Here is a 24039-nt window from a genome sequence, read left to right as displayed (position 1 = left end):
TTTAACTTTATTCTGGTTTATAAAAGCTTCAATATCATAGTTTATCACTTCATAATATCTATTTTCACTCTTAAAAACACACCAAAATCGTTTAAAATATATTTTTATGATTGACAATATAGATATTTAAGCCAACCATATTCGTATTAACAAAAATACTTCAAGTGGGAGGAGGCATGCAAATATTAGAATAGATATTGTATCAGTTTTTCAAAATAACTTTTCTTGAGCTGTATTGGGTTTTCTTTGCTACAAAGCAATACTATCCCTATTCATCTGAATGCTCGTGATTGATAATTTGAATACATCTCCATTACATCGTAACTCCATTAACATCGCAACCTATTTTTGAACTTCGTGTCTATAAGGAAAAAGTTTGTGCAGAAAAATACTCCATCAATCAGTTGTAGCCCCTTTCCCGCTTCACGCAAAATTTATCAACAGAGCCTTCTCTTTTCTGATGTGCGCGTACCATTGCGTGAAATTTCACTGGCTGATGGCAGTGGTGAAAAACCTTTAAACGTCTACGATACTTCTGGCCCCTACACAGATAAAGATATGATCATTGATATTACAAAAGGCCTGCCAGCAATTAGCTTGCCTTGGCTCTCTAAGCGGGATGATACTGAAACTTATCCTGCACGATTAGTTAAACCTGAAGATAATGGATTGACTTCTGATAAAAACCTTACTCCAGCCTTTAAGCAAAAACGTTCTATTTTACGAGCAAAAAATGGCAAAGCAATTACACAAATGGCTTACGCACGCGCAGGCATTATTACCGAAGAAATGGAATATGTGGCTATACGAGAAAATGAAGGATTAGCAGTAGAAGAACGGCAGAATGTACCATCAAATGAAACATTTGCTGGATCAATACCAGAAATTTATACTGCGGAATTTGTTCGCAATGAAATTGCTTGTGGACGCGCCATTATTCCACAAAACATTAATCATCCAGAGTGCGAACCCATGATTATTGGGCGTAATTTCCGTGTTAAAATTAATGCCAATATTGGCAATTCAGCAGTAACTTCATCTATGGAAGAAGAAGTTGATAAAATGGTTTGGGCCATTCGCTGGGGAGCAGATACAGTTATGGATCTTTCTACAGGTCGAAATATTCATAATATTCGTGAATGGATTATTCGAAATTCTCCTGTGCCCATCGGGACTGTTCCTCTGTATCAAGCACTCGAAAAAGTACAGGGTATTGCCGAAAACTTAACATGGGATATTTTCCGTGATACCCTTATTGAGCAAGCAGAGCAAGGTGTTGATTATTTTACCATTCACGCAGGATTAAGATTATCATTTATTCCTATGACCATTGATCGTGTAACAGGTATTGTTTCACGAGGCGGTTCTATTATGGCAAAATGGTGTCTCCATCATCACAAAGAAAGCTTTCTCTATGAACATTTTGATGAAATTTGTGATATTGCAAAAACATATGATATCTCTCTTTCATTAGGAGATGGGTTACGCCCTGGCTCTATCGCCGATGCCAATGATGAGGCCCAATTTGCAGAGCTTAAAACCTTGGGAGAATTGACAAAAATTGCTTGGAAAAAGGATGTACAGGTTATGATTGAAGGACCAGGACATGTCCCAATGCACAAAATTAAAGAAAATATGGAGCAACAATTAGATCTTTGTCATGAGGCGCCTTTTTATACTTTGGGACCTCTTACAACGGATATTGCTCCTGGTTATGACCATATTACATCAGCAATTGGTGCCGCTATGATTGGATGGTTTGGAACTGCTATGTTGTGTTATGTAACACCTAAAGAACACCTAGGACTCCCCGATAGGAATGACGTAAAAACTGGTGTGATCACTTATAAAATTGCTGCTCATGCCGCTGACCTTGCTAAAGGTTTACCTAGAGCACAATTGCGCGATAATGCTCTTTCGCGTGCACGATTTGATTTTAGATGGCATGATCAATTTAACCTTTCTCTTGATCCAGAAACAGCCTGTGCCTTTCACGATGAGACAATGCCTAAAGAAGCCCATAAATTAGTGCATTTTTGTTCCATGTGTGGACCAAAATTCTGTTCTATGCGTATTTCCCATGATATTCGTGAGGCAGCTGCAATAAGAAAAACAAAAGGGGAAGGTATGATCGCCATGGCCGAAAAATATCAGAAAAATGGTGACCTTTATATGGAAATTGTTCCTCCTCAAAAAAAGAAAGTAAATAGTTGAAGAACATTCTTATCAAAGGTGCAGGTGTAGGCGGCTTAACAGCTGCCTTTATGTTACAGCAAAAAGGTGCTTCTGTTACTGTATCAGCCCCCCCTCATTCACCTATAGGAAGTGCTAGTTGGTATGCAGGAGGAATGCTCGCACCTTACTGTGAAAGGGAAAGTGCAGAACAAATTGTTGAAGATCTTGGTGTACAAGCTATACAATGGTGGCGTAAAACGCTCCCCAACCTTGTCATACAAAAAGGCACTTTAGTGGTTGCACCTACACGAGATAGAGGAGAGCTTGAACGATTTTCTGTACGTACGCATAATCACAAAACCGTAGATAATACAGAAATAGCTCATCTTGAACCAGATCTTGCTGAACGTTTTAACTGTGCACTCTTTTATGAAAATGAAGCCCATATTGATCCTCGCAAAGCACTTATGGCTTTAAAAGAAAAGCTTCTCAACAATGGAGCCTGTTTTGTTGATGTAGAGAAGGCTGAAAAAAAATTTGATATTGTTATTGATGCGACAGGAATAGCACGTTTAGGAAAAGATAAAAATATACGGGGCGTACGCGGTGAAATGCTTCTCGTGCGCTGCACCGATATTAAAATTTCGCGTCCAATTCGTCTTCTTCACCCACGGTTTCCTCTCTACATTGTACCTCGACAAGATAATATTTTTATGATTGGTGCAACGATGATTGAAAGTGACTTTGATGGTGCAATCTCTGTAAGATCAATGATGGAACTGCTCAACGCGGCTTATACTTTACATCCTGCTTTTGCTGAAGCAGAAATTATTGAATCTGGCGTTGGTGTTCGTCCATGTTATCCTAATAACTTCCCTTCTGTGCATAAAGATGGTAACTTTATTTCTATTAATGGATTTTATAGACATGGTTTTCTGTTGTCTCCAGAAATGGCAAAACGAGCAATGGAATTAGCATTGGAATAAAACATGCAAATATTTGTTAATGGTGAAACAGTCCAAACAGAAGTTATGACTCTCGGTCTCTTGCTTGAAGAATTGGGATATGAAGGAAATTGGCTTGCAACTGCTGTTAACGCTGAAGTTGTTCCCATAGATGCACGAAGCCAATTTGTCTTGCATGAAGGAGATAAAATTGAAATTTTAAGCCCAATGCAAGGAGGCTAAAATTATGCTGAATCTTTATGGACGACAATTCTCTTCCCGTCTTCTATTAGGTACAGCGCAATATCCTTCACCAGCAATCCTTCGTGATGCTATTCATAAATCGAATACGGAAATTGTAACTGTTTCCTTGCGCCGTGAAACTGCAGGTGGAAAACAAGGTGGACAATTTTGGAAATTTCTTCAAGAACTTGGGGTAACAGTGCTTCCTAATACTGCTGGTTGTTATACTGTTAAAGAGGCCGTAACCACAGCCCAATTAGCAAGAGATCTTTTTAAAACGGCTTGGATTAAACTCGAAATTATCGGTAATTCAGATACCTTACAGCCAAATATTTTTTCCTTAATCGAAGCTGCTCAAATTTTAAACAATGAAGGTTTCAAAATTTTTGCCTATACAACGGATGATCTCATTGTTGCTGAAAAACTTTTCGACATTGGTTGCCGTGTTATTATGCCTTGGTGTGCTCCTATTGGTTCTGCCAAAGGACCTCATAATACTGATGGATTGCGTTCTATCCGTGCTTACCTTCCTGATGCTACTCTTGTTATTGATGCCGGCATTGGACGCCCATCACATGCCGCCATTGCGATGGAACTGGGTTATGATGCGGTCCTTCTTAATACCGCAGTTGCTAAAGCAGCTGATCCTGTTTTGATGGCTGAAGCATTTTCTAAAGCTGTTCAAGCAGGACGTATGGGATATAAAGCTGGCATGATCGAAGCACGCAATGTAGCAGTCCCTTCAACACCAATCATTGGAAAAGCGGTATTTTCATGAAACTGGATCCATTTTACCTCATCGTTGATAACGCTGATTGGATTGAACGTTTGCTTCCTCTTGGTATCAAGCTCGTACAATTGCGTATGAAACATGAAAATCAACAAATAATCCGTCAACATATTAAGCGTGCAAAAAACATATGCAATAAATTGGGAGCACAATTAATTATTAATGATCATTGGGAAATAGCAATTGATGAAAAGTGTAATTTTATTCATCTGGGACAAGAAGACCTAAGCAATGCTGATCTTCACGCAATTCGTAAAAGTGGTATAAAAGTTGGTCTTAGTACACATGATGAACATGAATTGGATATCGCACTCTCTGCTAATCCTGAGTATATTGCACTTGGTCCTATTTATCCGACAATCTTAAAAAAAATGAAATGGATGCCGCAAGGACTAGAAAAAATCAAACAATGGAGAAAGCGGATTGGTGCTTTACCTTTGGTGGGTATTGGTGGTTTAACACCAGAACGCGCAGTGGGTGTTTTAAAAGCAGGAGCAAATAGTGCTGCTGTTGTGACTGATATTATCCTCCATAAAAAACCAGAAGAGCGTGTACAGCAGTGGATAAAAGTGACACAAACATGGCGTTGATACCTTCTATTCTTATTGTTGCGGGCACTGATCCAACAGGAGGTGCTGGTATTGTTCGTGATATAGAAACCTCTGCACATTTTCAAATAAAAGCAAATTTAGCAATTAGTTGTGTTAACGTACAAGATGATAATCGCGTTGTCGAAATCATTCCAATGCGTGGAGACCTCGTCGCTGCGCAAATGCGTGCTGCCCTAGAAGCAAATCCAATAAGCGCAATAAAAATCGGTATGACGGGGACAAAAGCAATTATAGCAGCAATCTGTAACGTACTCAAAGACTATCCCCATGTTCCAGTTATTTTGGACCCTGTACTTGTCGCTTCATCAGGAGGAAAACTAATAACGGAAACAATCATCGACACGATGATCGATAAACTGCTTCCTCATGTTGATCTTTTAACACCGAATAGAGAAGAACTCGCTCTTCTTAGCCACAGTCCATTGGCATCTCATGATAAGCAAGCAATACAACAAGCAAAAAAACTTTTGTCATTGGGAGCTCGCTCTATTTTAGTAAAGGGGGGACATGCAGAAGGTCCTCTTGCAATTGATAGCTTCATTGACAAAACTGAAGTCATAAATATCTCTACTCCACGTTTAAAAGGAACAATGCGAGGAACAGGTTGCATTCTCTCAAGCGCTATTGCAGCGCATTTAGCATTAAATGAACCTCTCATTTCAGCTGTAAAAAAAGCAAAAGCATATATCCACACATTGCTTTTAACCCATTGTAAAAATAGTTTATAACGTCTTAGTATTTTCTTATATAAAAGTAATATTTATATATTTCAATTAATATATTTAATTTTTTTAATAAAAGTTATTAAAAAAATATAATAATATAAAATTTATAATTAATCTTATAAATAAAATACTACAAAATTCACTTTCATTAAGTATTAAATATAGAATATAATGATAACAAATATTATAACACCACTTGCATTCAGTAAAAAAATCTTTTATTATGAATGCGTTTAGTCTGTTTAAAAAGTTGAAATAGCGCAATTTAAACAAATTGTACATTTAAAGATGTATATAATCGCGAACATTCGCATTTTACGATTTGCCTTTTTTGTGAAAAGAGAGAATCCTATCAGCGTTCTTATACATTAATGGCTAGCGAATACATTTAATAAAACTTGAAGGATAATTTTGTTTGATCTATAATCGCTAGATCATTAGAAAAAGTAAAATGTTAAATCAAACGCCGTGCTCAATTTCCTATGAAGAACTCTTAAACTTTTATAAAGAAAGTGGTGCGGATGCCGTTCTGACGGATTTCCCTATTGATCGTTTTAAGCAGTCTGCTTGTTCAGAGAGAAAATTAATATCTGTCGTGAACATTTCTCATAATCAACAAGCATCTCCCAAAACATCTCCAACCGTAAAATTAGATCATCATCAGCTGCATAACTCTAGGACTATACAAAATGAATCCACAGCTATAGAGAGTGCAAAAAGTGCAAAGACACTTGATGAATTAAAATCTGCTCTCCTTGCATTTAATGGCTGTTCATTAAAATTGACAGCAAAAAATACCTGTTTTTCAGATGGAACAGCAGGAAGCCCCCTGATGCTTATAGGCGAAGCACCAGGACGAGACGAGGATATACAAGGAATTCCTTTTGTGGGAAAAGCCGGGATGTTGCTTAATAAAATCCTCGCATCAATTGGCTTAACAAGAAATAATGTTTACATTGCCAACACTATTCCTTGGCGTCCGCCAGGAAATCGTACACCAACACCAAGAGAAGTTGCCTTGTGCCGCCCTTTTATTGAACGGCACATTTATTTAGCGCGTCCTCGTGTTCTTATAGCTCTGGGAGGTGTTGCTGCACAGTTTCTTACTGGATCTCAAAATGGGATTATCCGAACAAGAGGGAAATGGCATATCTATGAAAGCGAGGATAATATAAAAATACCTGTTATGCCAACTTTCCACCCAGCTTACCTTCTTAGAACCCCTAGTCAAAAGAAGCTTACATGGATAGACTTCTTAGAAGTAAAAAATCGCCTCGACAGCCTTTTGTAATTCTTTAATCCTATCTTGCTTCTAAAATTAACACACCCTTCTTTAACTCTTAAAATACAAATGGGAAAAAACTATGAAACAGCCAATAACATCTATTTATCGTTTGGAAGACTACCAACCAACCCCTTATGTTATCCCTAAAACACAACTTTCTTTCCAATTGGCACCGACAAAAACCTATGTTACAGCCATATTGTCTATTGAATCCCGTCACGATACAAAAGAATTAACACCTCTTATTCTTTCTGGTGATGATCTTACTTTAATTTCCGTTTCTATTAATGATGAGATATTAGCTCCAAACACTTATAAAGTGACGCCTTCACGTTTAGAAATTACAACGCCACCAACGGCTCCTTTTACATTGAAATTGGTTACAGAACTGAATCCTGAAAGCAACCGCCAACTTATGGGGCTTTACCTTTCAAATGGTGTTTATTGCTCACAATGCGAATCGGAAGGTTTTCGTCGTATTACTTATTTTTACGACCGCCCAGATGTTCTTTCTACCTATAGAGTGAAAATTGAAGCAGATACCCAAACAATCCCAATCTTGCTTTCAAATGGTAATCTGGTGGAAACAGGAACTTTAGAAAATAATCGCCATTTTGCCATTTGGGAAGATCCTTATCCCAAACCATCTTATCTCTTTGCTTTAGTAGGTGGAGATCTTGATAAGTTAGAAGACCATTTTACAACTGTATCTGGACGACGTATCGAGCTTGGTATCTATGTAGAAAAAGGAAAAACCGAACGCGCAACCTATGCAATGGATGCTCTTAAACGTTCCATGCGTTGGGATGAACAATGTTTTGGGCGCGAATATGATCTTGATGTTTTCAATATTGTTGCTGTTTCCGACTTTAATATGGGAGCAATGGAAAACAAAGGCCTTAACGTTTTTAATGATAAATATGTTCTTGTCGATCCTGAAACAGCAACCGATCAGGATTATAGAAATGTTGAACGTGTCATTGCACATGAATATTTCCATAATTGGAGCGGTAATCGTGTTACCTGTCGCGATTGGTTTCAACTCTGTTTAAAAGAAGGATTCACTGTTTATCGTGATCAGGAATTTTCATCAGATCAAAATGTACGCAGCCTACAGCGAATTGAAAATGTAAAAGCATTAAAAGCAACGCAATTTGCAGAAGATGCAGGACCTCTTGCGCATCCTGTGCGTCCTCGTCAATATAGCCAAATTAATAATTTTTACACAACAACTGTTTATGAAAAAGGTGCTGAAGTTGTTCGCATGATACGGACTATTTTAGGTCCTACTCTTTTTCGTAAAGGCACTGATCTTTATTTTCAACGTCATGATGGACAAGCTTGTACAATTGAAGATTTTATTACCTGTTTTGCTGAAGTGTCTGGTCAAGACTTCTCCCAATTCATGCTATGGTATGAACAGGCAGGAACACCCAATGTAGAAATCGATAGTCATTATAGCGATGGTGTTTTAACAATTCATGCAAAGCAACATATTCCCGTTACCCCACAACAAAAAACAAAAAAGCCCATGTTTATCCCTATCGCTTTTGGACTCCTAGGACCTAATGGAGAAAACCTCACCTATGAAGCAGATACAGATATTCAATCAGATGTTATGCTTTTATCCAAGGAAAGCCAAACCTTTACATTAAAGGGACTGCGTGAAAAACCCGTTTTATCACTGCTGCGAGACTTTTCAGCACCAATCATTCTACACACTCCATTCAATGAAAGAGAACTTATTTTTCTTGCACAACATGATGACAATCACATCAATCGCTGGCAATCTCTTAATCATTTAATGACGCAAGCTTTGATTCAAAGCATTCAAGATAAAACACAAGAAAAAGCAACACTTCCTTCTGCTTTGCTAAAGCTGATTGAAACGATTATAACAGATGAAACCTTAGAGCCTGAATTTCGTGCCTTCTGTTTAAATTTACCTAGTGAAGTTGAGCTTGCTCATACAATCGGTAAAAATATTGACCCAGATCGTATTCATTATGTCCGCAATCAGTTTTTAGTTTCACTTGCACAAACTCATCAAGAGCTCTTAACAAAATTCTATGGACAAATGCAAACCCAAGAGCCCTATTCACCAAACACTGCACAAGCTGGAAAGCGAGCATTAAAGAATATCATACTGGATTACCTTTCCATTGCTGAAGCCAATCCAAATCGAGCTGCTATACAGTATGCAACAGCTGATAATATGACTGACCGTATGGCGAGTATCGCTGTTCTCGTGAAGCGTTTTAATGAAAGTGAGCAGGCACAAAATGCCTTAAATGATTTTGAAAACAGCTATCAGAATGACCCTTTGGTCATGGATAAATGGTTTTCTATTCAAGCAATGGTTGCTGGCACATCAACACTCGAGAATGTTCAAAAGCTCATGCAACATCCGCTGTTTTCACAAGATAATCCTAATCGTGTACGTTCTCTAATCGGTGTTTTTGCCTCTAACAATCTCACGGGCTTTAACAGGATGGATGGAGCATCTTATCATTTTCTTTGCCAAGTTATTTTGGAAATTGACAAAAAAAATCCACAGCTTGCTTCACGATTATTAACAATGATGCGCTCTTGGCGACAATTAGAACCTATTCGACAACAAAAACTTGAAACTGAATTAAAAATGATTGCTGCTGCGCCAAAATTATCAAGCGATGTTGCTGATATCATCAACCGTCTGCTTACTTGAAACAAAAAATTATTTTAAATCAATATGCTATAATATTTTTTAAAATAAATTCTATAAACTATTCGATCATCATTAAATCTATAAACAGGCAATCTAAGCCTGTTTATAGATCACGTTTAAAGTACTTTTTTCTTTTCATATTCCAAAATCATAAAAGTAAAATTATTTTTTTTTAAAAAAAGACTGGACAGAAGACTCCTGTTTTGATTCATTGCACTCGATGGGGTTACTATGAATATCGAAGCAGTTTTTAAATCACATTATTCCAGAATTAAAGGAACGCGAGATGGCTAAATTGGACGCATATAATGCGCCAAGGGAGGTGTATGCTGATTCAAAATCAAGCGCTCAAAGTCGCAAGGAGCGGACAGAGCGTACCAATCTGTTTTCTGGTTCTGCCTATAAAAAACTTCTTTTTATTGAACCTTGGCTGCGACGTTCACTCCCATTTGTAATTCTTGCATTTCTTGTTATACTAGCAGCAATCCGTTTCCTATCAATCTATGATTGGCGCAACACAATTGATAAAAACACGCATTCTACCATCGCTCTCTTAGCTTCTCATATTACCAATACAATCGACCGTGACTTACTTGCCGCCACTCGACAAGGAAAAGCTGCTGCTCTTTCTCATAATCATTTACAAAATATCCTGACTAATTTTCGTAACAAAGGTTTTATAAAAACCAGCGCTGTTATTGCTATTGTCGATCAAAAAGGCAATGTCCTAGCTTCATCAAGTTCCGAGATTGTCTTAGGAAAACCCTTACAGAATTTTACCTCTGAAAGCATTACTTTACAAGCTCTAGGAAAACATGCTGGAATCATGAAAATTACAATAGGAAAAGATATTCCTGCTCTCGCTTCCTTTCAGCAAACAGAAAATGGACAATATGGGGTATTCATCAGTGAAAAAATGCAACATATTTACATGGAATGGCGGAAAGCTCTCTCGTTAAATATAACCATGTTCATTGGAACTAGTGGCGTTATCCTTGCTCTTCTTTATGCTTATTACAACCAAATTGTACGAGCACGCAAAACAGATCTTGTTTCAGAAAAAATTCAAAACCGTATTGATATGGCAATGATGCGTGGACGCTGTGGACTATGGGATTGGAATATGGCAAGTGGACGCGTCTACTGGTCACGAGCAATGTACGAAATGCTCGGCTATGTCCCTCAAGATGCATTGCTCTCAATTTCCCAAATTAGCGCCATTATCAATCCAAATGATGCGAATTTTTTTGACCTTGCTCAGGAATTAATGAGCGGTAAAAAAAAGCATATCGATATTAACGTTCCTATGCGTCATGCTGATGGTCATTATGTATGGATGCGCATTCGTGCCGAAGTTACTGAAGAAGAAGAACCCCATTTGGTTGGTATTTCCTTCGATATTAGTGAACAGCAACAATTGGCTGAACAAACAGCGCAAGCCGACCTTCGTATCCGTGATGCGATTGAAAACATTTCAGAATCTTTCGTCTTGTGGGATGCTGAAGGACGTTTAGTCATGTCCAACAGCAAATTTTGCGAATATGCCGCTATTCCTAAACAAATTCTCCAATCAGGTATCCAACGTGCAACCGTCGAAGCCATGGCACGCCCTGCACTCAGTGAATATCCCCTTAAAGATGATGGTACTGGTAACTTAACCAGTATTCGCCAAACGGCAGATGGTTGTTGGCTCAAAATTAACGAACGACGAACCCAAGATGGAGGATTGGTTTGTATTGGTACTGACATTTCTGAGCTTAAACAACAACAGGAAAAATTTGAAGACAGTGAAAGGCGTCTTTTCTCTTTCATTCAAGAACTCAAGCGCGCGCGAGGGAGTGCTCAACAACGCGCAACAGAAGTTGAAAAACTTAATAAAAGTTTGAAAGCAGAAAAAGAACGCGCCGAAAGTGCTAATAAGGCTAAATCAGAATTTTTAGCCAATATGTCTCATGAATTGCGCACGCCTCTGAATGCTATTCTTGGTTTTTCAGACATCATGTTGCAATCAACTTTTGGCCCTCTTGGCTCACAACGCTATAAGGAATATATGCATGATATTTACAATTCAGGAACCCATCTTCTAACCCTTATCAATGACATTCTTGATATGTCAAAAATCGAAGCAGGAAGATTTACGCTTGATTGTAAAAATACCGATCTTGAGCCCATCATTAGTGAAGCAGTACGAACACTAACGCCTCAAGCTCAAGAAAAAAATATTGTTGTTACAACAAACATTACCCCAGAACTTCATGCTGAAGTTGATGGTCGTGCAATGAAACAGATTTTCCTTAATCTCATCTCTAATGCCGTTAAATTTACGCCTTCTGGCGGAAATATTGATGTCTGCGCTTTCAAGAAAAAAAATAACCTTATTTTTAAAATTACAGATACAGGTGTCGGTATTCCCCAATCAGCAATTAAAAAACTTGGGCAACCTTTTGAACAAGTTGAAAATCAGCTTACTAAGTCTCATACAGGCTCAGGTCTTGGATTAGCCATTTCACGCTCCTTGCTAGAACTCCACAAAGGAAAACTTGAAATTACTTCAAAAGAAATGAAAGGAACAACTGTAACAATTATAATGCCCATCACACAAAGTTAAATTTCTCCATTTTGTTCTCGTTGTAGTAAAATCTGTTTCCGTTTGTCCCCCCAACGATACCCTGAAATAAAACCATTTTTACGCACAACACGATGACAAGGAATGATAACAGCCAATTCGTTACGTGCACAGGCATTAGCAACGGCACGAAAAGCTTTCGGCATACCAATACGGCACGCTAAGATCTCATAGGAAATTGTTTCACCACATGGTATATCACATAATACTGCCCATACTTGTCGTTGAAAAACTGTACCATTTATATCTAAGGGAAAATTATATTTTTTTACCAGCTTAGGTGTTTCTATCATGGCTATAATATGGGCAACTTCTCTCTTAAATGTATTATCACCTACAACTTGTTGTGCATCACCAAAGCGTATCGTAAACTCCTGTAATAATTGCTCTATAGTATCTCCTAACGCTATATGACAAATCCCTTTTTGAGACCTAGCCACCAAAAGTTTCCCTATTGATACATCTTTCAAACAGAATACTCTTGTTTGGGAAATGTTCAGCATTTTAGCCTTCTTTATATTTTAAATAAGTCTTGAACATCATCCATAAAGTAAAAGGAGAGTATTCACTCTCTTTTAAAAACAAATAAAATCATTCTGAAATGATCTCCTTAGCCATTGTATTAAAATACACTCTCATCCTTTTATGAAACGGACACATCTATAGATTGACGTTCCCTACCCTAAAACAGAAACTTCGACCAGAGCTGATTTATCAACAATCTTGCTATTTATCTAACAGATTCCAACTGAAACCATTTGATATAGTTTATTTCATAAGCTCTCTACAGACAAATCTTGTCCTGAATTTTATCATATACTAACAAAAAATACCTTAATGTGGTAAATTTTCATACCTTATATCACAGCTCTAAACGGCAGTATTTTACAGAACAACACGATAAGCTTTCCACTTCATTTTACGAAATCCCATTGAACCATAAATAATGGCTTATGTTTTACAAGCAATAGAAAAAGCGCGTGCTCTCTTAGGCAAAAAATGTCATAAAACACAAAATATACCGGCAATGGATTGGAAAGATGTTCCGGCTTTTTATGCTCCACGTATGCTTGAATATTCTAATTTGTTAGAGCACTGTTATTATTTTTTTATCAAAGGTCATACTTTTGATAGACTGACGAGATGACTCAACTCAAAAAGGAAATTTATCTTCAATTTTATGAAAAAAAGCATGGAAAAGGTATTTTAATGCTTACTTTCTTTGTCACTTAACTTATAAAATGATTGTAGCCTCAGAACTGAAATATTTTGCCCGCAACAATCGCACATAGATATTTGTCATAGGAAAAAGTCATGCCCAAACGCACAGATATAAAATCTATTCTTATCATCGGAGCAGGACCTATTATCATTGGTCAGGCATGTGAATTTGATTATTCAGGCACTCAAGCCTGTAAAGCATTAAAAGAAGAAGGTTACCGAATTATTTTGGTAAATTCTAATCCTGCCACGATTATGACAGATCCAGATCTAGCTGATGCAACTTATATAGAGCCCATTACTCCTGAAATAGTTGCCAAAATTATTGCCCACGAGCGTCCCGATGCCCTTTTACCCACTATGGGAGGACAAACAGCCCTCAATACTGCTTTATCATTAAAGCGTATGGGTATTTTAGACCGCTATCATGTTGAAATGATAGGAGCCAATGCTGATGCTATTGATAAAGCTGAAGATCGTGCTTTATTCCGCCAAGCGATGGCAAAAATCGGTTTGGAAACGCCACGCTCTATGTTAGCCAATGCAACAGAACTGAAAGAAGAAAATCGCCAACAACACGCAAAAACGTGTGCTGAACTTAAAGCAAAGCTTTCTGGTGCTGCGCTTGACAAAGCACTCGAAGAACTTGAGCGCAACTGGCGACATACCGAAGCTGATCGCAAACAACATTATATCGCTCATGCAACAGCAAAAGCAGTTCAAGCTCTTGATGTTGTTGGGCTTCCAGCTATTATTCGTCCTTCATTCACCCTTGGTGGAACTGGTGGTGGAATCGCTTATAACCGCTCTGAATTCTATGAAATTATTGAACGTGGGCTTGAAGCTTCACCAACAACAGAAGTATTAATTGAAGAAAGTGTTTTAGGGTGGAAAGAATATGAGATGGAAGTTGTTCGTGATAAGAACGACAATTGTATCATCGTTTGTTCTATTGAAAACATTGATCCGATGGGGATTCATACCGGTGATTCGATCACTGTAGCACCTGCTCTCACCTTAACCGATAAAGAATATCAATGTATGCGCAATGCCTCGATTGCTGTTTTGCGTGAAATTGGTGTTGAAACGGGGGGATCCAATGTACAGTTTGCTGTCAATCCTGAAAATGGGCGCCTCATTGTTATTGAAATGAATCCGCGTGTTTCTCGCTCTTCAGCGCTTGCCTCAAAAGCAACGGGGTTTCCCATTGCTAAAGTAGCGGCTAAACTGGCTGTTGGTTATACTCTTGATGAATTAAAAAATGATATCACGGGTGGTGCAACACCAGCATCATTTGAACCTTCTATTGACTATATTGTGACAAAAATTCCTCGTTTTGCGTTTGAAAAATTTCCCGGTTCATCACCCGTCCTCACAACTGCGATGAAATCTGTAGGAGAAGTCATGGCAATTGGACGTACTTTTCAAGAATCGTTACAAAAAGCACTCCGTGGACTTGAAACAGGGCTTACAGGTCTTGATGAAATTGTGATTCCAGAGCATGCTGAAGGTGATGAAAAAAGTTCTATACGCTCCGCCATTGCCATACCAAGCCCTGATCGTCTACGCTATATTGCTCAAGCCATGCGCACAGGCTTACCCTTAAACGAGATTCACCAAATTAGCAAAATTGATCCGTGGTTTTTAGAACAAATAGCCTCCATCATTGAAATGGAGCAGCGTATCCGCATTCATGGATTACCCCAAGACGCAGATAACTTACGTATGTTAAAAGCTATGGGCTTTTCAGATGCGCGATTAGCCTCCCTTACAGGGAAAGAACCCGATTATATCGCAGCTTTACGCAAATCACTGAATGTTAAACACGTCTTCAAACGGATTGATACTTGTGCCGCTGAATTTTCTTCTCCTACAGCCTATATGTATTCAACATATGAAGTTCCCTTTGCAGGTGTAGAGCACTCGGAAGCACACGTTTCTGAACGCAAAAAAATTGCTATTTTAGGCGGTGGACCAAACCGCATTGGGCAAGGTATTGAATTTGATTACTGTTGCTGCCACGCTGCTTTTGCACTGCGTGATGCAGGATTTGAAGCGATTATGATTAACTGTAATCCTGAAACAGTTTCAACCGACTATGATACCTCTGATCGCCTTTACTTTGAATCTTTAACAACAGAAGACGTTATCGCTATTTTAGAAGCAGAACAGGAAAAAGGAGATTTGGTTGGAGTCATCGTCCAATTTGGCGGACAAACACCCTTGAAATTGGCAAGCGCTCTAGAAAAACACAACATCCCCATCCTAGGTACTTCACCTGACGCTATCGACTTAGCAGAAGATAGAGATCGCTTTCAAAAACTGTTATTTAAACTTAATTTAACACAACCTCAAAATGGTATTGCCCACTCCATTGAACAAGCGCGCCTCATTGCCCACGAACTAGGCTTCCCCTTGGTTGTACGTCCCTCTTATGTTTTAGGAGGACGTGCTATGCAAATTATCCGTGATGAACGTAGCTTACAAAATTATTTACTTGAGAGTGTCCCCGAATTAATTTCAGAAGATATCAAAGTCCGTTATCCTAACGACACAACAGGACAAATCAATATATTGCTTGGTAAAAATCCGCTTCTCTTTGATACCTATTTAACAGAAGCAATTGAAGTAGACGTCGATTGTTTATGTGATGGCAAAGAAACACTAATCGTTGGTATTATGGAACATATTGAAGAAGCTGGTATCCACTCTGGTGATTCAGCATGTTCTCTACCAGTCCATACGCTCTCAAATAAAATAGTTACTGAATTAGAGCGCCAAACCAAAGCATTAGCACAAGCACTTCATGTTCGCGGCTTAATGAATGTACAATATGCTATAAAAGATGACACCATTTATGTCTTAGAAGTCAATCCCCGTGCTTCACGTACTGTCCCATTTGTTGCAAAAACGATTGGTCGCCCTATTGCTAAAATGGCTGCACGTATTATGGCAGGAGAAACGCTTCATGATGCTCTTCAAGCTTATGGTGGATTACCTTCTTTGCAAAAAAAACAACATATTGCCGTCAAGGAAGCAGTATTTCCTTTTGCTCGTTTTTCAGGTGTTGATACACTTCTTGGTCCAGAAATGCGCTCAACCGGTGAAGTTATGGGACTTGACTATGAATTTTCGCTTGCTTTTGCTAAAGCCCAACTTGGAGCTGGTGTAAAACTCCCTAAAGAGGGAACTTTGTTCGTTTCTGTAAGGGATGAAGATAAAAAACGCATCTTAAATCCTGTAAAACGTTTAACTGAGCTTGGCTTTTCTGTTGTCGCCACAAGTGGAACACAAAAATTTCTCACCGAACACCACGTTGAAGCAAAAAAAATCAACAAAGTTCTAGAGGGACATCCCCATATTGAAGACGCTATTCGTAATCGCCAAATTCAATTAATTTTTAATACAACTAGCACTGCCAGTGCCATCTCAGACTCAAAATCATTACGTTATGCAGCACTCATGCAAAATGTTCCCTATTATACAACAATAGCTGGAGCCGAAGCCGTCGTAGAAGCGATCAAAGCACTCAAAAAAAGGCACCTTGAGGTACGTTCACTACAAAGTTATTTTAGTTGAATTTTTTTCTACTTAGCAAAATGTACACTGTTTTCTTATTTTTTCTTTATATAAAAATTGATTAAGACTTGCTTTTTGTTCTAAAAACTTTTATAGAGGTTTCATCGAATTTTCGGTTACGTGACTTTCTTTCCTGTGCAATCTGCACTTTCGGCGAAACTTCTCCCACCTAATTTCGATCTACAACCGTATTGAAGAAATGAAAGCTTCAATGCTCAATATAATTATATATTCTAAGGAGTTTCCTATGTCTACAGGAACAGTTAAGTGGTTTAATACAACAAAAGGTTTCGGATTCATTCAGCCTAGCGATGGTAGTGCAGATGTATTTGTACACATTTCTGCCGTCGAGCGTTCAGGTCTAAACAGTCTTAATGAAGGGCAAAAAATCTCTTATGATGTTCTTCAAGATCGTCGTTCAGGAAAATTTGCCGCTGGTAACCTTGCAGCACTTTAAAGTTTAAATTCTGCAATATTTTATTTAGAAATCTTCGTCTGTAAAGACGAAGATTTTTTATTTTGTATAAAGCATTATTTTACCTTGTTAAAATAAAAGACTGCTTATCTCCTTTGCACAATTTATCAAACCTCTCTTATACTTCCTCAAAAACTTTCATAAAATCTACGAAGAGATTATCTTGTAAAAGATCTCAAAAAAGAAGAATATAAAGCCCGTGTAAGAGTATTTTGGAAGTTTTTTATTGCATACAATATAATCTCTTATAGAATATCCTTAAAGCAATAACCATTTGTTGATATAATATAAGGATTTAAAATTATGGCTTTTATTGCCGACAAACTGTCTCGTATCAAACCTTCTGCAACAATTGCTGCTTCTCAAAAGGCCCGTCATTTAAAAGCATTAGGGCGAAATGTTATTGCTTTAAGTGCTGGAGAGCCAGACTTTGATACCCCAGACAACATCAAAAACGCGGCTATTGAAGCTATTCGAAGGGGAGAAACAAAATACCCTCCCATATCTGGAATTCCAGAATTGCGCCAAGCAATTTCTGCAAAGTTTAAAAGAGAAAATAACCTTCTTTACCAACCAGAACAAATTATTGTTGGTACCGGTGGAAAACAAATTCTCTTTAATGCATTCATGGCAACTTTGAATAAAGGAGATGAGGTCATCATTCCATCCCCTTATTGGGTTAGTTATCCAGAAATGGTCGCACTCAACGATGGTACGCCTGTCTTTTTAGAAACAAAAGCCGAATTTTCTTATAAACTCCAACCACAAAAGCTAGAAGCTGCCATTACCCCCAAAACCAAATGGTTCATCTTTAACTCTCCTTCAAATCCATCAGGTGCCGCTTATACACATAATGAATTGAAAAAACTTACAGATGTTTTAGTAAAATATCCTCATGTTTATATCCTTTCCGATGATATATATGAACATCTCACATATGAGGGTTTTACCTTTGTGACTCCAGCTCAAGTAGAACCAGCGCTTTATGAGCGTACACTCACAATGAATGGTGTTTCTAAAGCCTATGCGATGACGGGATGGAGAATCGGTTATGCAGGCGGACCACAAGAATTAATTAAAGCCATGGATACCATTCAAGGACAGCAAACATCTGGAACAAGTGTCATTTCACAATGGGCTGCGGTTGAAGCACTCAACGGACCACAAGACTTTATTGCTAAAAATAAAAGTATTTTTCAAGCACGCCGTGATCTCGTTGTCTCCATGCTAAATCAAGCTCCTGGCATTTACTGTCCAACGCCTGAGGGTGCTTTTTATGTTTATCCTTCTTGCACCGGACTTATTGGAAAGAAAACACCCAATGGTCAACGTATTACGAATGATGAAGACTTTGCCATAGCGCTTCTAGAAACAGAAGCTGTTGCTGTCGTCCAAGGATCTGCTTTTGGACTTGGATCAACTTTTCGTATTTCTTATGCAACATCAGAAGAATTACTTGAAAAAGCTTGTATACGTATACAGCGTTTTTGCAACAGTTTAATTTAAAATTTTTAATATCATCTCTTGTGATTGTTTTTTGCCGAATGTTAGTATATCCGAGAAAATATCTGAAACTGTGTCACTAAATCTATCGATTCAGCAAAAATATCTATGAATAAACACAAAAATAGATGCTGTAGATAAAGATCAAAAAAAATTAGCTATCAAATAAATGAATCGGTCTATTATCATAAGATATGACACGCCTATTCTACTTTCTCCATTCAATTTATAACTCTAAAAAAGACCGAGCACTTTTAAACACAATTGCCCTTATAATCAAAGGCCCTTACAATAAAATCTCTTCTATTTCTCAGCTTCTTCTTCGTCCTAAAACGAAGAAGAAGCCACCTCCCATCGTTGTGTAAGCAATCCAATTTCCTTTAAGTTCTATTTAATAACTACTTGATTTACTTCATAGGCTTTATGAACAAGACCTGCCTTAAATATTCACCTCACATTCTAATAAAAAGCACTTCATGTATAAGGTTTTAAATATTTTATATCACGCCCCTAAAAGACAGACTTTTACAGTACAATAGAATACCCCCTCTCAAACTCCTCATTGAATTTTAGTATTCTTAAAAAATTTTTGGATATCCACCAGTTTCGAAATTTTTTCTTTATCATCTTCCCATATATTGCAATTTCTAGGGACTCTTTCAAAAATTAAAAAAAAGCCGGACATATGTCCGGCAAATTTGGAAGATCCTCAGAGATAAAATCAATCTGATAGATCTTCGTAAGGGAACACTCAAGAAAACGAAACTGGGAGGCAACATAATCAAGAGATAGTACTCTATGTCATTTTATAAGGAAAAGCACAATAAAGACTTAAGCGTATCTGCTATGCAATAAACACATAGCTTTAAATTTGTCTCCATCATGTACCACTCTCTTTAATTAAATAGTAAAAATGTTAACTACACCATCACACGATTGTCCATTTTTCAATATATAATAGCTCTCATGTTTGCTAGCATTTGTAAAAAAACATTTATCCCTCTTTTCAAAAATATTTACCCGTACGGACTCCCTCCACTTTTAATGTGCAACAAATAATTTTAATTGATTCAATATAGGCAAATTTGAAACGAAAGAATATTACGGGAGTCTCAAGTTGCAAAACAGCTAATTATTCCTTATAAATTAAGATATTAATATTAAAAAGACCACTGGCGAGCTTTTAAAAAAATATAATCTCGAAAAGCATTTAACCTTGCCAAATTCTTTAAATTATAAGGATAACAAAAAAAAGTATCAAAAGAGGGAATATCAACCATATCAGGAAAAAGACGCACTAAATGCTCATCATTATTGACGATATAATCAGGAAGCACAGCAATCCCAAGATCACGCATAAGCGCATTCTTTATTGAGATGATATTGTTGATTTGTAAAACTGAAACGCGCAATGATCCATCACTTCTACCAGCCTTTTCCAACCAATTTAAACCAGACAAATAAGGTGGAACAGGTTCACCGAACGAAATAATACGATGCTCATCGAGATCAGACAATTTTTCCGGCTTTCCATAATTTGCAATATACTTTTCCGAAGCATAAACATGCATATGAATTGTAAAGAGTTTTCTTTGTATAAGATCAGGTTGTTTGGGTTGATGTAAGCGAACAGCACAATCCGCATGACACATTGTCAAATCAAGCTCTTCATCGGAAAGCAAAAGCTGAACCTGCATATCAGGATAAAGACTAAGAAATTCTGGCATACGCTCTGCAATCCACCCTGCCCCCATTCCAAAGGTCGAGGTCACACGCAAGTGCCCCGTTGGTTTTGCATAGCTTTCACTTAATTGCAAACGCACACTTTCAAGCTTCATCAAAACATCATGAGCTGTACGATAAAGAGTTTCTCCCTGTTCTGTAAGAATCAAACCACGCGCATGACGTTGAAATAAGGATACCCCAACCTCTTGTTCTAAAGCCGAAACCTGTCGTGAAACGGCTGATTGAGATAAATGAAGTTTTTGAGCAGCATGCGTAAAAGATCCCGCTTCTGCTGCAGCGTGAAAAACCCTTAACTTATCCCAATCCAACGGTGGCGCCACAATTAATTCTACCTCTATATTCTCTATGTTCTCAATGAGTGACTAACGCCTGGGTATATCCAAAAACCGTTCTGCTTCCAACGCTGCCATACATCCTCTTCCCGCAGCTGTTACAGCTTGGCGGAATGTTTCATCTGTCACATCCCCAGCAGCAAAAACACCAGCAATGCTTGTTGCTGTTGAGTTGGGTGCTGTCCATAAATAGCCGCCTCGTTTTTGTTTCAGCTGTCCTTCAAACAGAGAAACAGCAGGATCATGCCCAATGGCAATAAATATGCCCTCTGCATTAACTTTCATCTCGTGACCTGTCTTAACATTTTTCAGACGTGCCCCTGTTACAACAGCGCCCATTGAATCTTGAGCTGGCAGCCCCACAATTTCTTCAACCACATGATCCCAAAGAACACGCACATTATTACAAGCCAGCAACCTATCTTGCAAAATTTTTTCTGCCCGAAACTGCCCCCGCCTGTGAACCACGCTTACACTCTTAGCCAAATGCGATAAATAAAGTGCTTCTTCAACAGCCGTATTTCCTCCTCCCACGACAATAACGTCCTTATCACGATAAAAAAAGCCATCACATGTAGCACAAGCGGAAACACCTCCGCCCATAAAGGTCTGTTCACTTTCTAAACCAAGCCAGCGCGCTTGAGCTCCTGTTGCAATAATCAGTGCATCACAAGAATATTGTGTTCCTGAATCCCCATATAAGACAAAAGGATACTTCAACAAATCAGCCTTTATAATTGTATCATAAACAATTTTTGTCCCCATATTCTCAGCTTGTTTTGCCATTTGTTCCATCAACCATGGTCCTTGAATGGGATCTGCAAAACCTGGATAATTCTCAACATCAGTTGTAATTGTCAATTGTCCCCCCTGCTGCAAGCCCGTCACCAAAACAGGCTTAAGCATTGCTCTTGCTGCATAGATCGCCGCTGTATAACCAGCCGGACCTGAGCCAATAATCAGCAGACGAATATGCGATTGTACCATTAAATCCCCTTCACTTTATTATAAATTAATTATTCTATAAATGATAACGGAATGCAGCCTTTTAAAAAAATATTTTTCAAGAGCCCTAATTATGTTATGTATACTTCTTTTCAAGTTTTATGAAAAGGTCTGATTACTAATTCATCAAGGCACGCTAATGTTAAGAATTAATCCTTATCCTATAAAGAGAAAAATGTAACTTCTTATGAGCACAAAACCATAATAAAAAGAGATACAAAGATAGGGAACGATCATTTTTCAATTTATTATCAATGTCTGTGCACGTTTTGCCTTAATCATGGGAGGAGCAATGCTTTTGCCAATTTTTGTGGATTTGCACGACAACAATCGTAATTGGATAAGCTTTCTCTATTCTTGTGCCATAACCACCATGTTAGCAACGCTGATTCTTTTAGCAACTAAGGGAGCTACTTGTCGCTTTTCAGCACGACTTGGCTTTATGCTCACTGTTTGTCTTTGGCTTACAGGAAGCATCGTAGGTGCCTTACCTCTTTATCTTTCTCCTCTTCCCATTTCTCTAGCAGGAGCCATTTTTGAATCTGTTTCTGGAATTACAACAACAGGCTCCACAGTCCTTTCTGATCTTGATAATTTATCGCGAAGTATTTTATTATGGCGTTCTCTTATATGCTGGATTGGGGGCATTGGTTTTATCGGTTTAGCCCTCTTAATTTTGCCTTCACTGCGTGTGGGTGGCGTGCGACTTTTTCATATGGAATCATCTGATAAATCTGAAAAAATATTGCCTCGCATCAACCAAATTGCTAACGGAATTATCATCGCTTATGTTGGGTTAACATTGGCTTGTATGCTTTCTTATTTTGCTGCAGGCATGAATTTATTTGATGCCATTAACCATGCAATGAGTACAGTAGCAACAGCTGGTTTTTCAACGCATGATGCTTCTTTTGGCTATTTTTCTGATACACCAGCCATCTTAATTATTTCAACAATCTTCATGTTGCTTTCTGCTTTACCTTTCGTACTTTATGTTAAATTAGTCCTTCCTGGACACTCTAAACGCTTCCTTGACCCACAAGTGATTGTTTTTCTCCATATCGTTCTCCTTTTCAGCTTTGCTTTAGCGGCATGGCTACGGTTTTATGATCATCGCGCGTTCCACTTGATTTTTCTTGATGTCATTTTTCACCTTTCATCCATTATTAGCACCACCGGTTACAGCGCTGAAGATTATCAACTTTGGGGACCGTTTGCGCTTGGAGTTTTCTTCATTGTTTCTTTTACAGGCGGATGTGCTGGTTCTACTTCTGGTGGTATGAAAATCAATCGCCTCATTATTCTTTGGCGTATTACACAAACAAATATAGAAAAACTTCTTTCTCCTAATGTCGTTGTAAAAGCGCGCTACGATCACTCAAATATATCAAATGACGTTGCTCAAGCCGTTTTGTTTTTTGTCTGTCTTTATATGTTTTGCCTTGTTATCGGCACTGCACTTTTGCTTACAACCGGTCTTGACTTTACCTCTGCCTTTACCGGGGTCTTAACTGCACTTTCAAATGTTGGTCCAGGCTTTGGAGATATTATTGGCCCCACTGGTAATTTCTCTACAATCAACGATCATGCTTTATGGATTTTAAGTTTTCTAATGTTAGCTGGACGCCTTGAAATCATAACAATATTCGTCCTTTTTATTCCCGCTTTCTGGCGTGAACAATTCTAATGCAGAGAGTATTTTATTCTACCATGATAAAAAATTGACAAGATAAAAAGGCGAGAACAGTATGCGTCATAATATTCACTCCTCACCCAATCTACTGAAGATTTCCTAAAATTTCATACAAAACATCATATCAATGATATAAAAATAATTCAACAAAAACAATCAAATACCGATACTCTCAAAGCCATGACATATAAAACTTCCCTTTATTGATCTTCTTTATCAAATAAAGTGGACGCATAGAACATTCTTTTTTACGAATAATCTCTCATGCAAAAATATGAATATTTACTGATAAAAGTGTTTTTTCTTTTTAATAGAGTTACACCCTTATAGAAAATAAAATGCTATTATATTATGAACTCACAAACTTGTAAAAAACATC

The 24039-nt window shown here is 37.9% G+C and carries 16 protein-coding genes and 1 pseudogene; 14 read left to right on the top strand and 3 right to left on the bottom strand.

Going from position 1 to position 24039, the window contains the following annotated elements; translation table 11 throughout:
- Positions 1–378: 378 nt before the first annotated feature.
- The 9 genes from thiC to ACFINE_RS00570 all read left to right on the top strand — a co-directional run bounded on the left by thiC (position 379) and on the right by ACFINE_RS00570 (position 12088).
- Entirely contained in the window at positions 379–2214 is a 1836-nt protein-coding gene (gene thiC / locus ACFINE_RS00610; protein WP_375620709.1) for a phosphomethylpyrimidine synthase ThiC, read from the top strand.
- Positions 2211–3161 (top strand): FAD-dependent oxidoreductase, encoded by a 951-nt coding sequence (locus ACFINE_RS00605; protein ID WP_375611201.1) that lies wholly within the window; start codon positions 2211–2213, stop codon positions 3159–3161. Before thiC ends, ACFINE_RS00605 begins: the two co-directional genes overlap by 4 nt.
- Positions 3162–3164: 3 nt before the next feature.
- Positions 3165–3362 (top strand): sulfur carrier protein ThiS, encoded by a 198-nt coding sequence (thiS, locus tag ACFINE_RS00600; protein ID WP_273791115.1) that lies wholly within the window; start codon positions 3165–3167, stop codon positions 3360–3362.
- Positions 3363–3366: 4 nt separating this feature from the next.
- Entirely contained in the window at positions 3367–4140 is a 774-nt protein-coding gene (locus ACFINE_RS00595; protein WP_375611200.1) for a thiazole synthase, read from the top strand.
- A complete protein-coding gene (locus ACFINE_RS00590) occupies positions 4137–4742 on the top strand; it encodes a thiamine phosphate synthase (RefSeq protein WP_375611199.1) in 606 nt (201 codons plus the stop codon). Before ACFINE_RS00595 ends, ACFINE_RS00590 begins: the two co-directional genes overlap by 4 nt.
- On the top strand, positions 4733–5491 hold the full coding sequence (locus ACFINE_RS00585) for a hydroxymethylpyrimidine/phosphomethylpyrimidine kinase (protein ID WP_375620807.1): 759 nt from the start codon (positions 4733–4735) through the stop codon (positions 5489–5491). The genes ACFINE_RS00590 and ACFINE_RS00585 overlap by 10 nt, the downstream gene beginning before the upstream one ends.
- A gap of 448 nt (positions 5492–5939) precedes the next feature.
- Complete coding sequence (locus ACFINE_RS00580; protein ID WP_273791211.1) at positions 5940–6779, top strand: uracil-DNA glycosylase family protein; 840 nt, start codon at positions 5940–5942, stop codon at positions 6777–6779.
- Between the two features lie 73 nt (positions 6780–6852).
- Positions 6853–9480: an aminopeptidase N gene (gene pepN / locus ACFINE_RS00575; protein WP_375612964.1), complete on the top strand. Its 2628-nt coding sequence runs from the start codon at positions 6853–6855 to the stop codon at positions 9478–9480.
- 286 nt (positions 9481–9766) lie between these two features.
- Entirely contained in the window at positions 9767–12088 is a 2322-nt protein-coding gene (locus ACFINE_RS00570; protein ID WP_375620708.1) for an ATP-binding protein, read from the top strand.
- Here the strand turns inward: ACFINE_RS00570 and ACFINE_RS00565 are convergent.
- Positions 12085–12609 carry a methylated-DNA--[protein]-cysteine S-methyltransferase gene (locus tag ACFINE_RS00565; RefSeq protein ID WP_375620707.1) on the bottom strand — a complete coding sequence of 175 codons (525 nt, stop codon included), beginning with the start codon at positions 12607–12609 and terminating at the stop codon, positions 12085–12087. The genes ACFINE_RS00570 and ACFINE_RS00565 overlap by 4 nt on opposite strands.
- A gap of 455 nt (positions 12610–13064) precedes the next feature.
- Between ACFINE_RS00565 and ACFINE_RS00560 the strand changes: the two are divergent.
- The 4 genes and pseudogenes from ACFINE_RS00560 to ACFINE_RS00545 all read left to right on the top strand — a co-directional run.
- Positions 13065–13163: pseudogene (locus ACFINE_RS00560) on the top strand (integrase); the annotation flags it as partial.
- A gap of 257 nt (positions 13164–13420) precedes the next feature.
- Positions 13421–16906 (top strand): carbamoyl-phosphate synthase large subunit, encoded by a 3486-nt coding sequence (carB, locus tag ACFINE_RS00555; RefSeq protein WP_375611195.1) that lies wholly within the window; start codon positions 13421–13423, stop codon positions 16904–16906.
- A 247-nt stretch (positions 16907–17153) separates the two neighbouring features.
- Entirely contained in the window at positions 17154–17363 is a 210-nt protein-coding gene (locus ACFINE_RS00550) for a cold-shock protein (RefSeq protein WP_012754908.1), read from the top strand.
- Positions 17364–17684: 321 nt separating this feature from the next.
- Positions 17685–18887, top strand: coding sequence for a pyridoxal phosphate-dependent aminotransferase (locus tag ACFINE_RS00545; protein ID WP_375620706.1), 1203 nt, complete (start codon positions 17685–17687; stop codon positions 18885–18887).
- Positions 18888–20044: 1157 nt separating this feature from the next.
- Here ACFINE_RS00545 and ACFINE_RS00540 read toward each other — a convergent pair.
- Positions 20045–20950 (bottom strand): LysR family transcriptional regulator, encoded by a 906-nt coding sequence (locus ACFINE_RS00540; RefSeq protein ID WP_273791217.1) that lies wholly within the window; start codon positions 20948–20950, stop codon positions 20045–20047.
- 42 nt (positions 20951–20992) lie between these two features.
- On the bottom strand, positions 20993–21949 hold the full coding sequence (gene trxB, locus ACFINE_RS00535) for a thioredoxin-disulfide reductase (protein WP_375620705.1): 957 nt from the start codon (positions 21947–21949) through the stop codon (positions 20993–20995).
- Positions 21950–22259: 310 nt separating this feature from the next.
- Between trxB and ACFINE_RS00530 the strand changes: the two genes are divergently transcribed.
- Positions 22260–23654 carry a TrkH family potassium uptake protein gene (locus ACFINE_RS00530; RefSeq protein ID WP_375620704.1) on the top strand — a complete coding sequence of 465 codons (1395 nt, stop codon included), beginning with the start codon at positions 22260–22262 and terminating at the stop codon, positions 23652–23654.
- Positions 23655–24039 lie beyond the last annotated feature (385 nt).

Source organism: Bartonella sp. AA97HXZ, from assembly GCF_042196985.1.
In the GTDB taxonomy this organism is placed as follows: Bacteria; Pseudomonadota; Alphaproteobacteria; order Rhizobiales; family Rhizobiaceae; genus Bartonella.
This window is presented reverse-complemented; position numbering and strand designations above follow the sequence as displayed.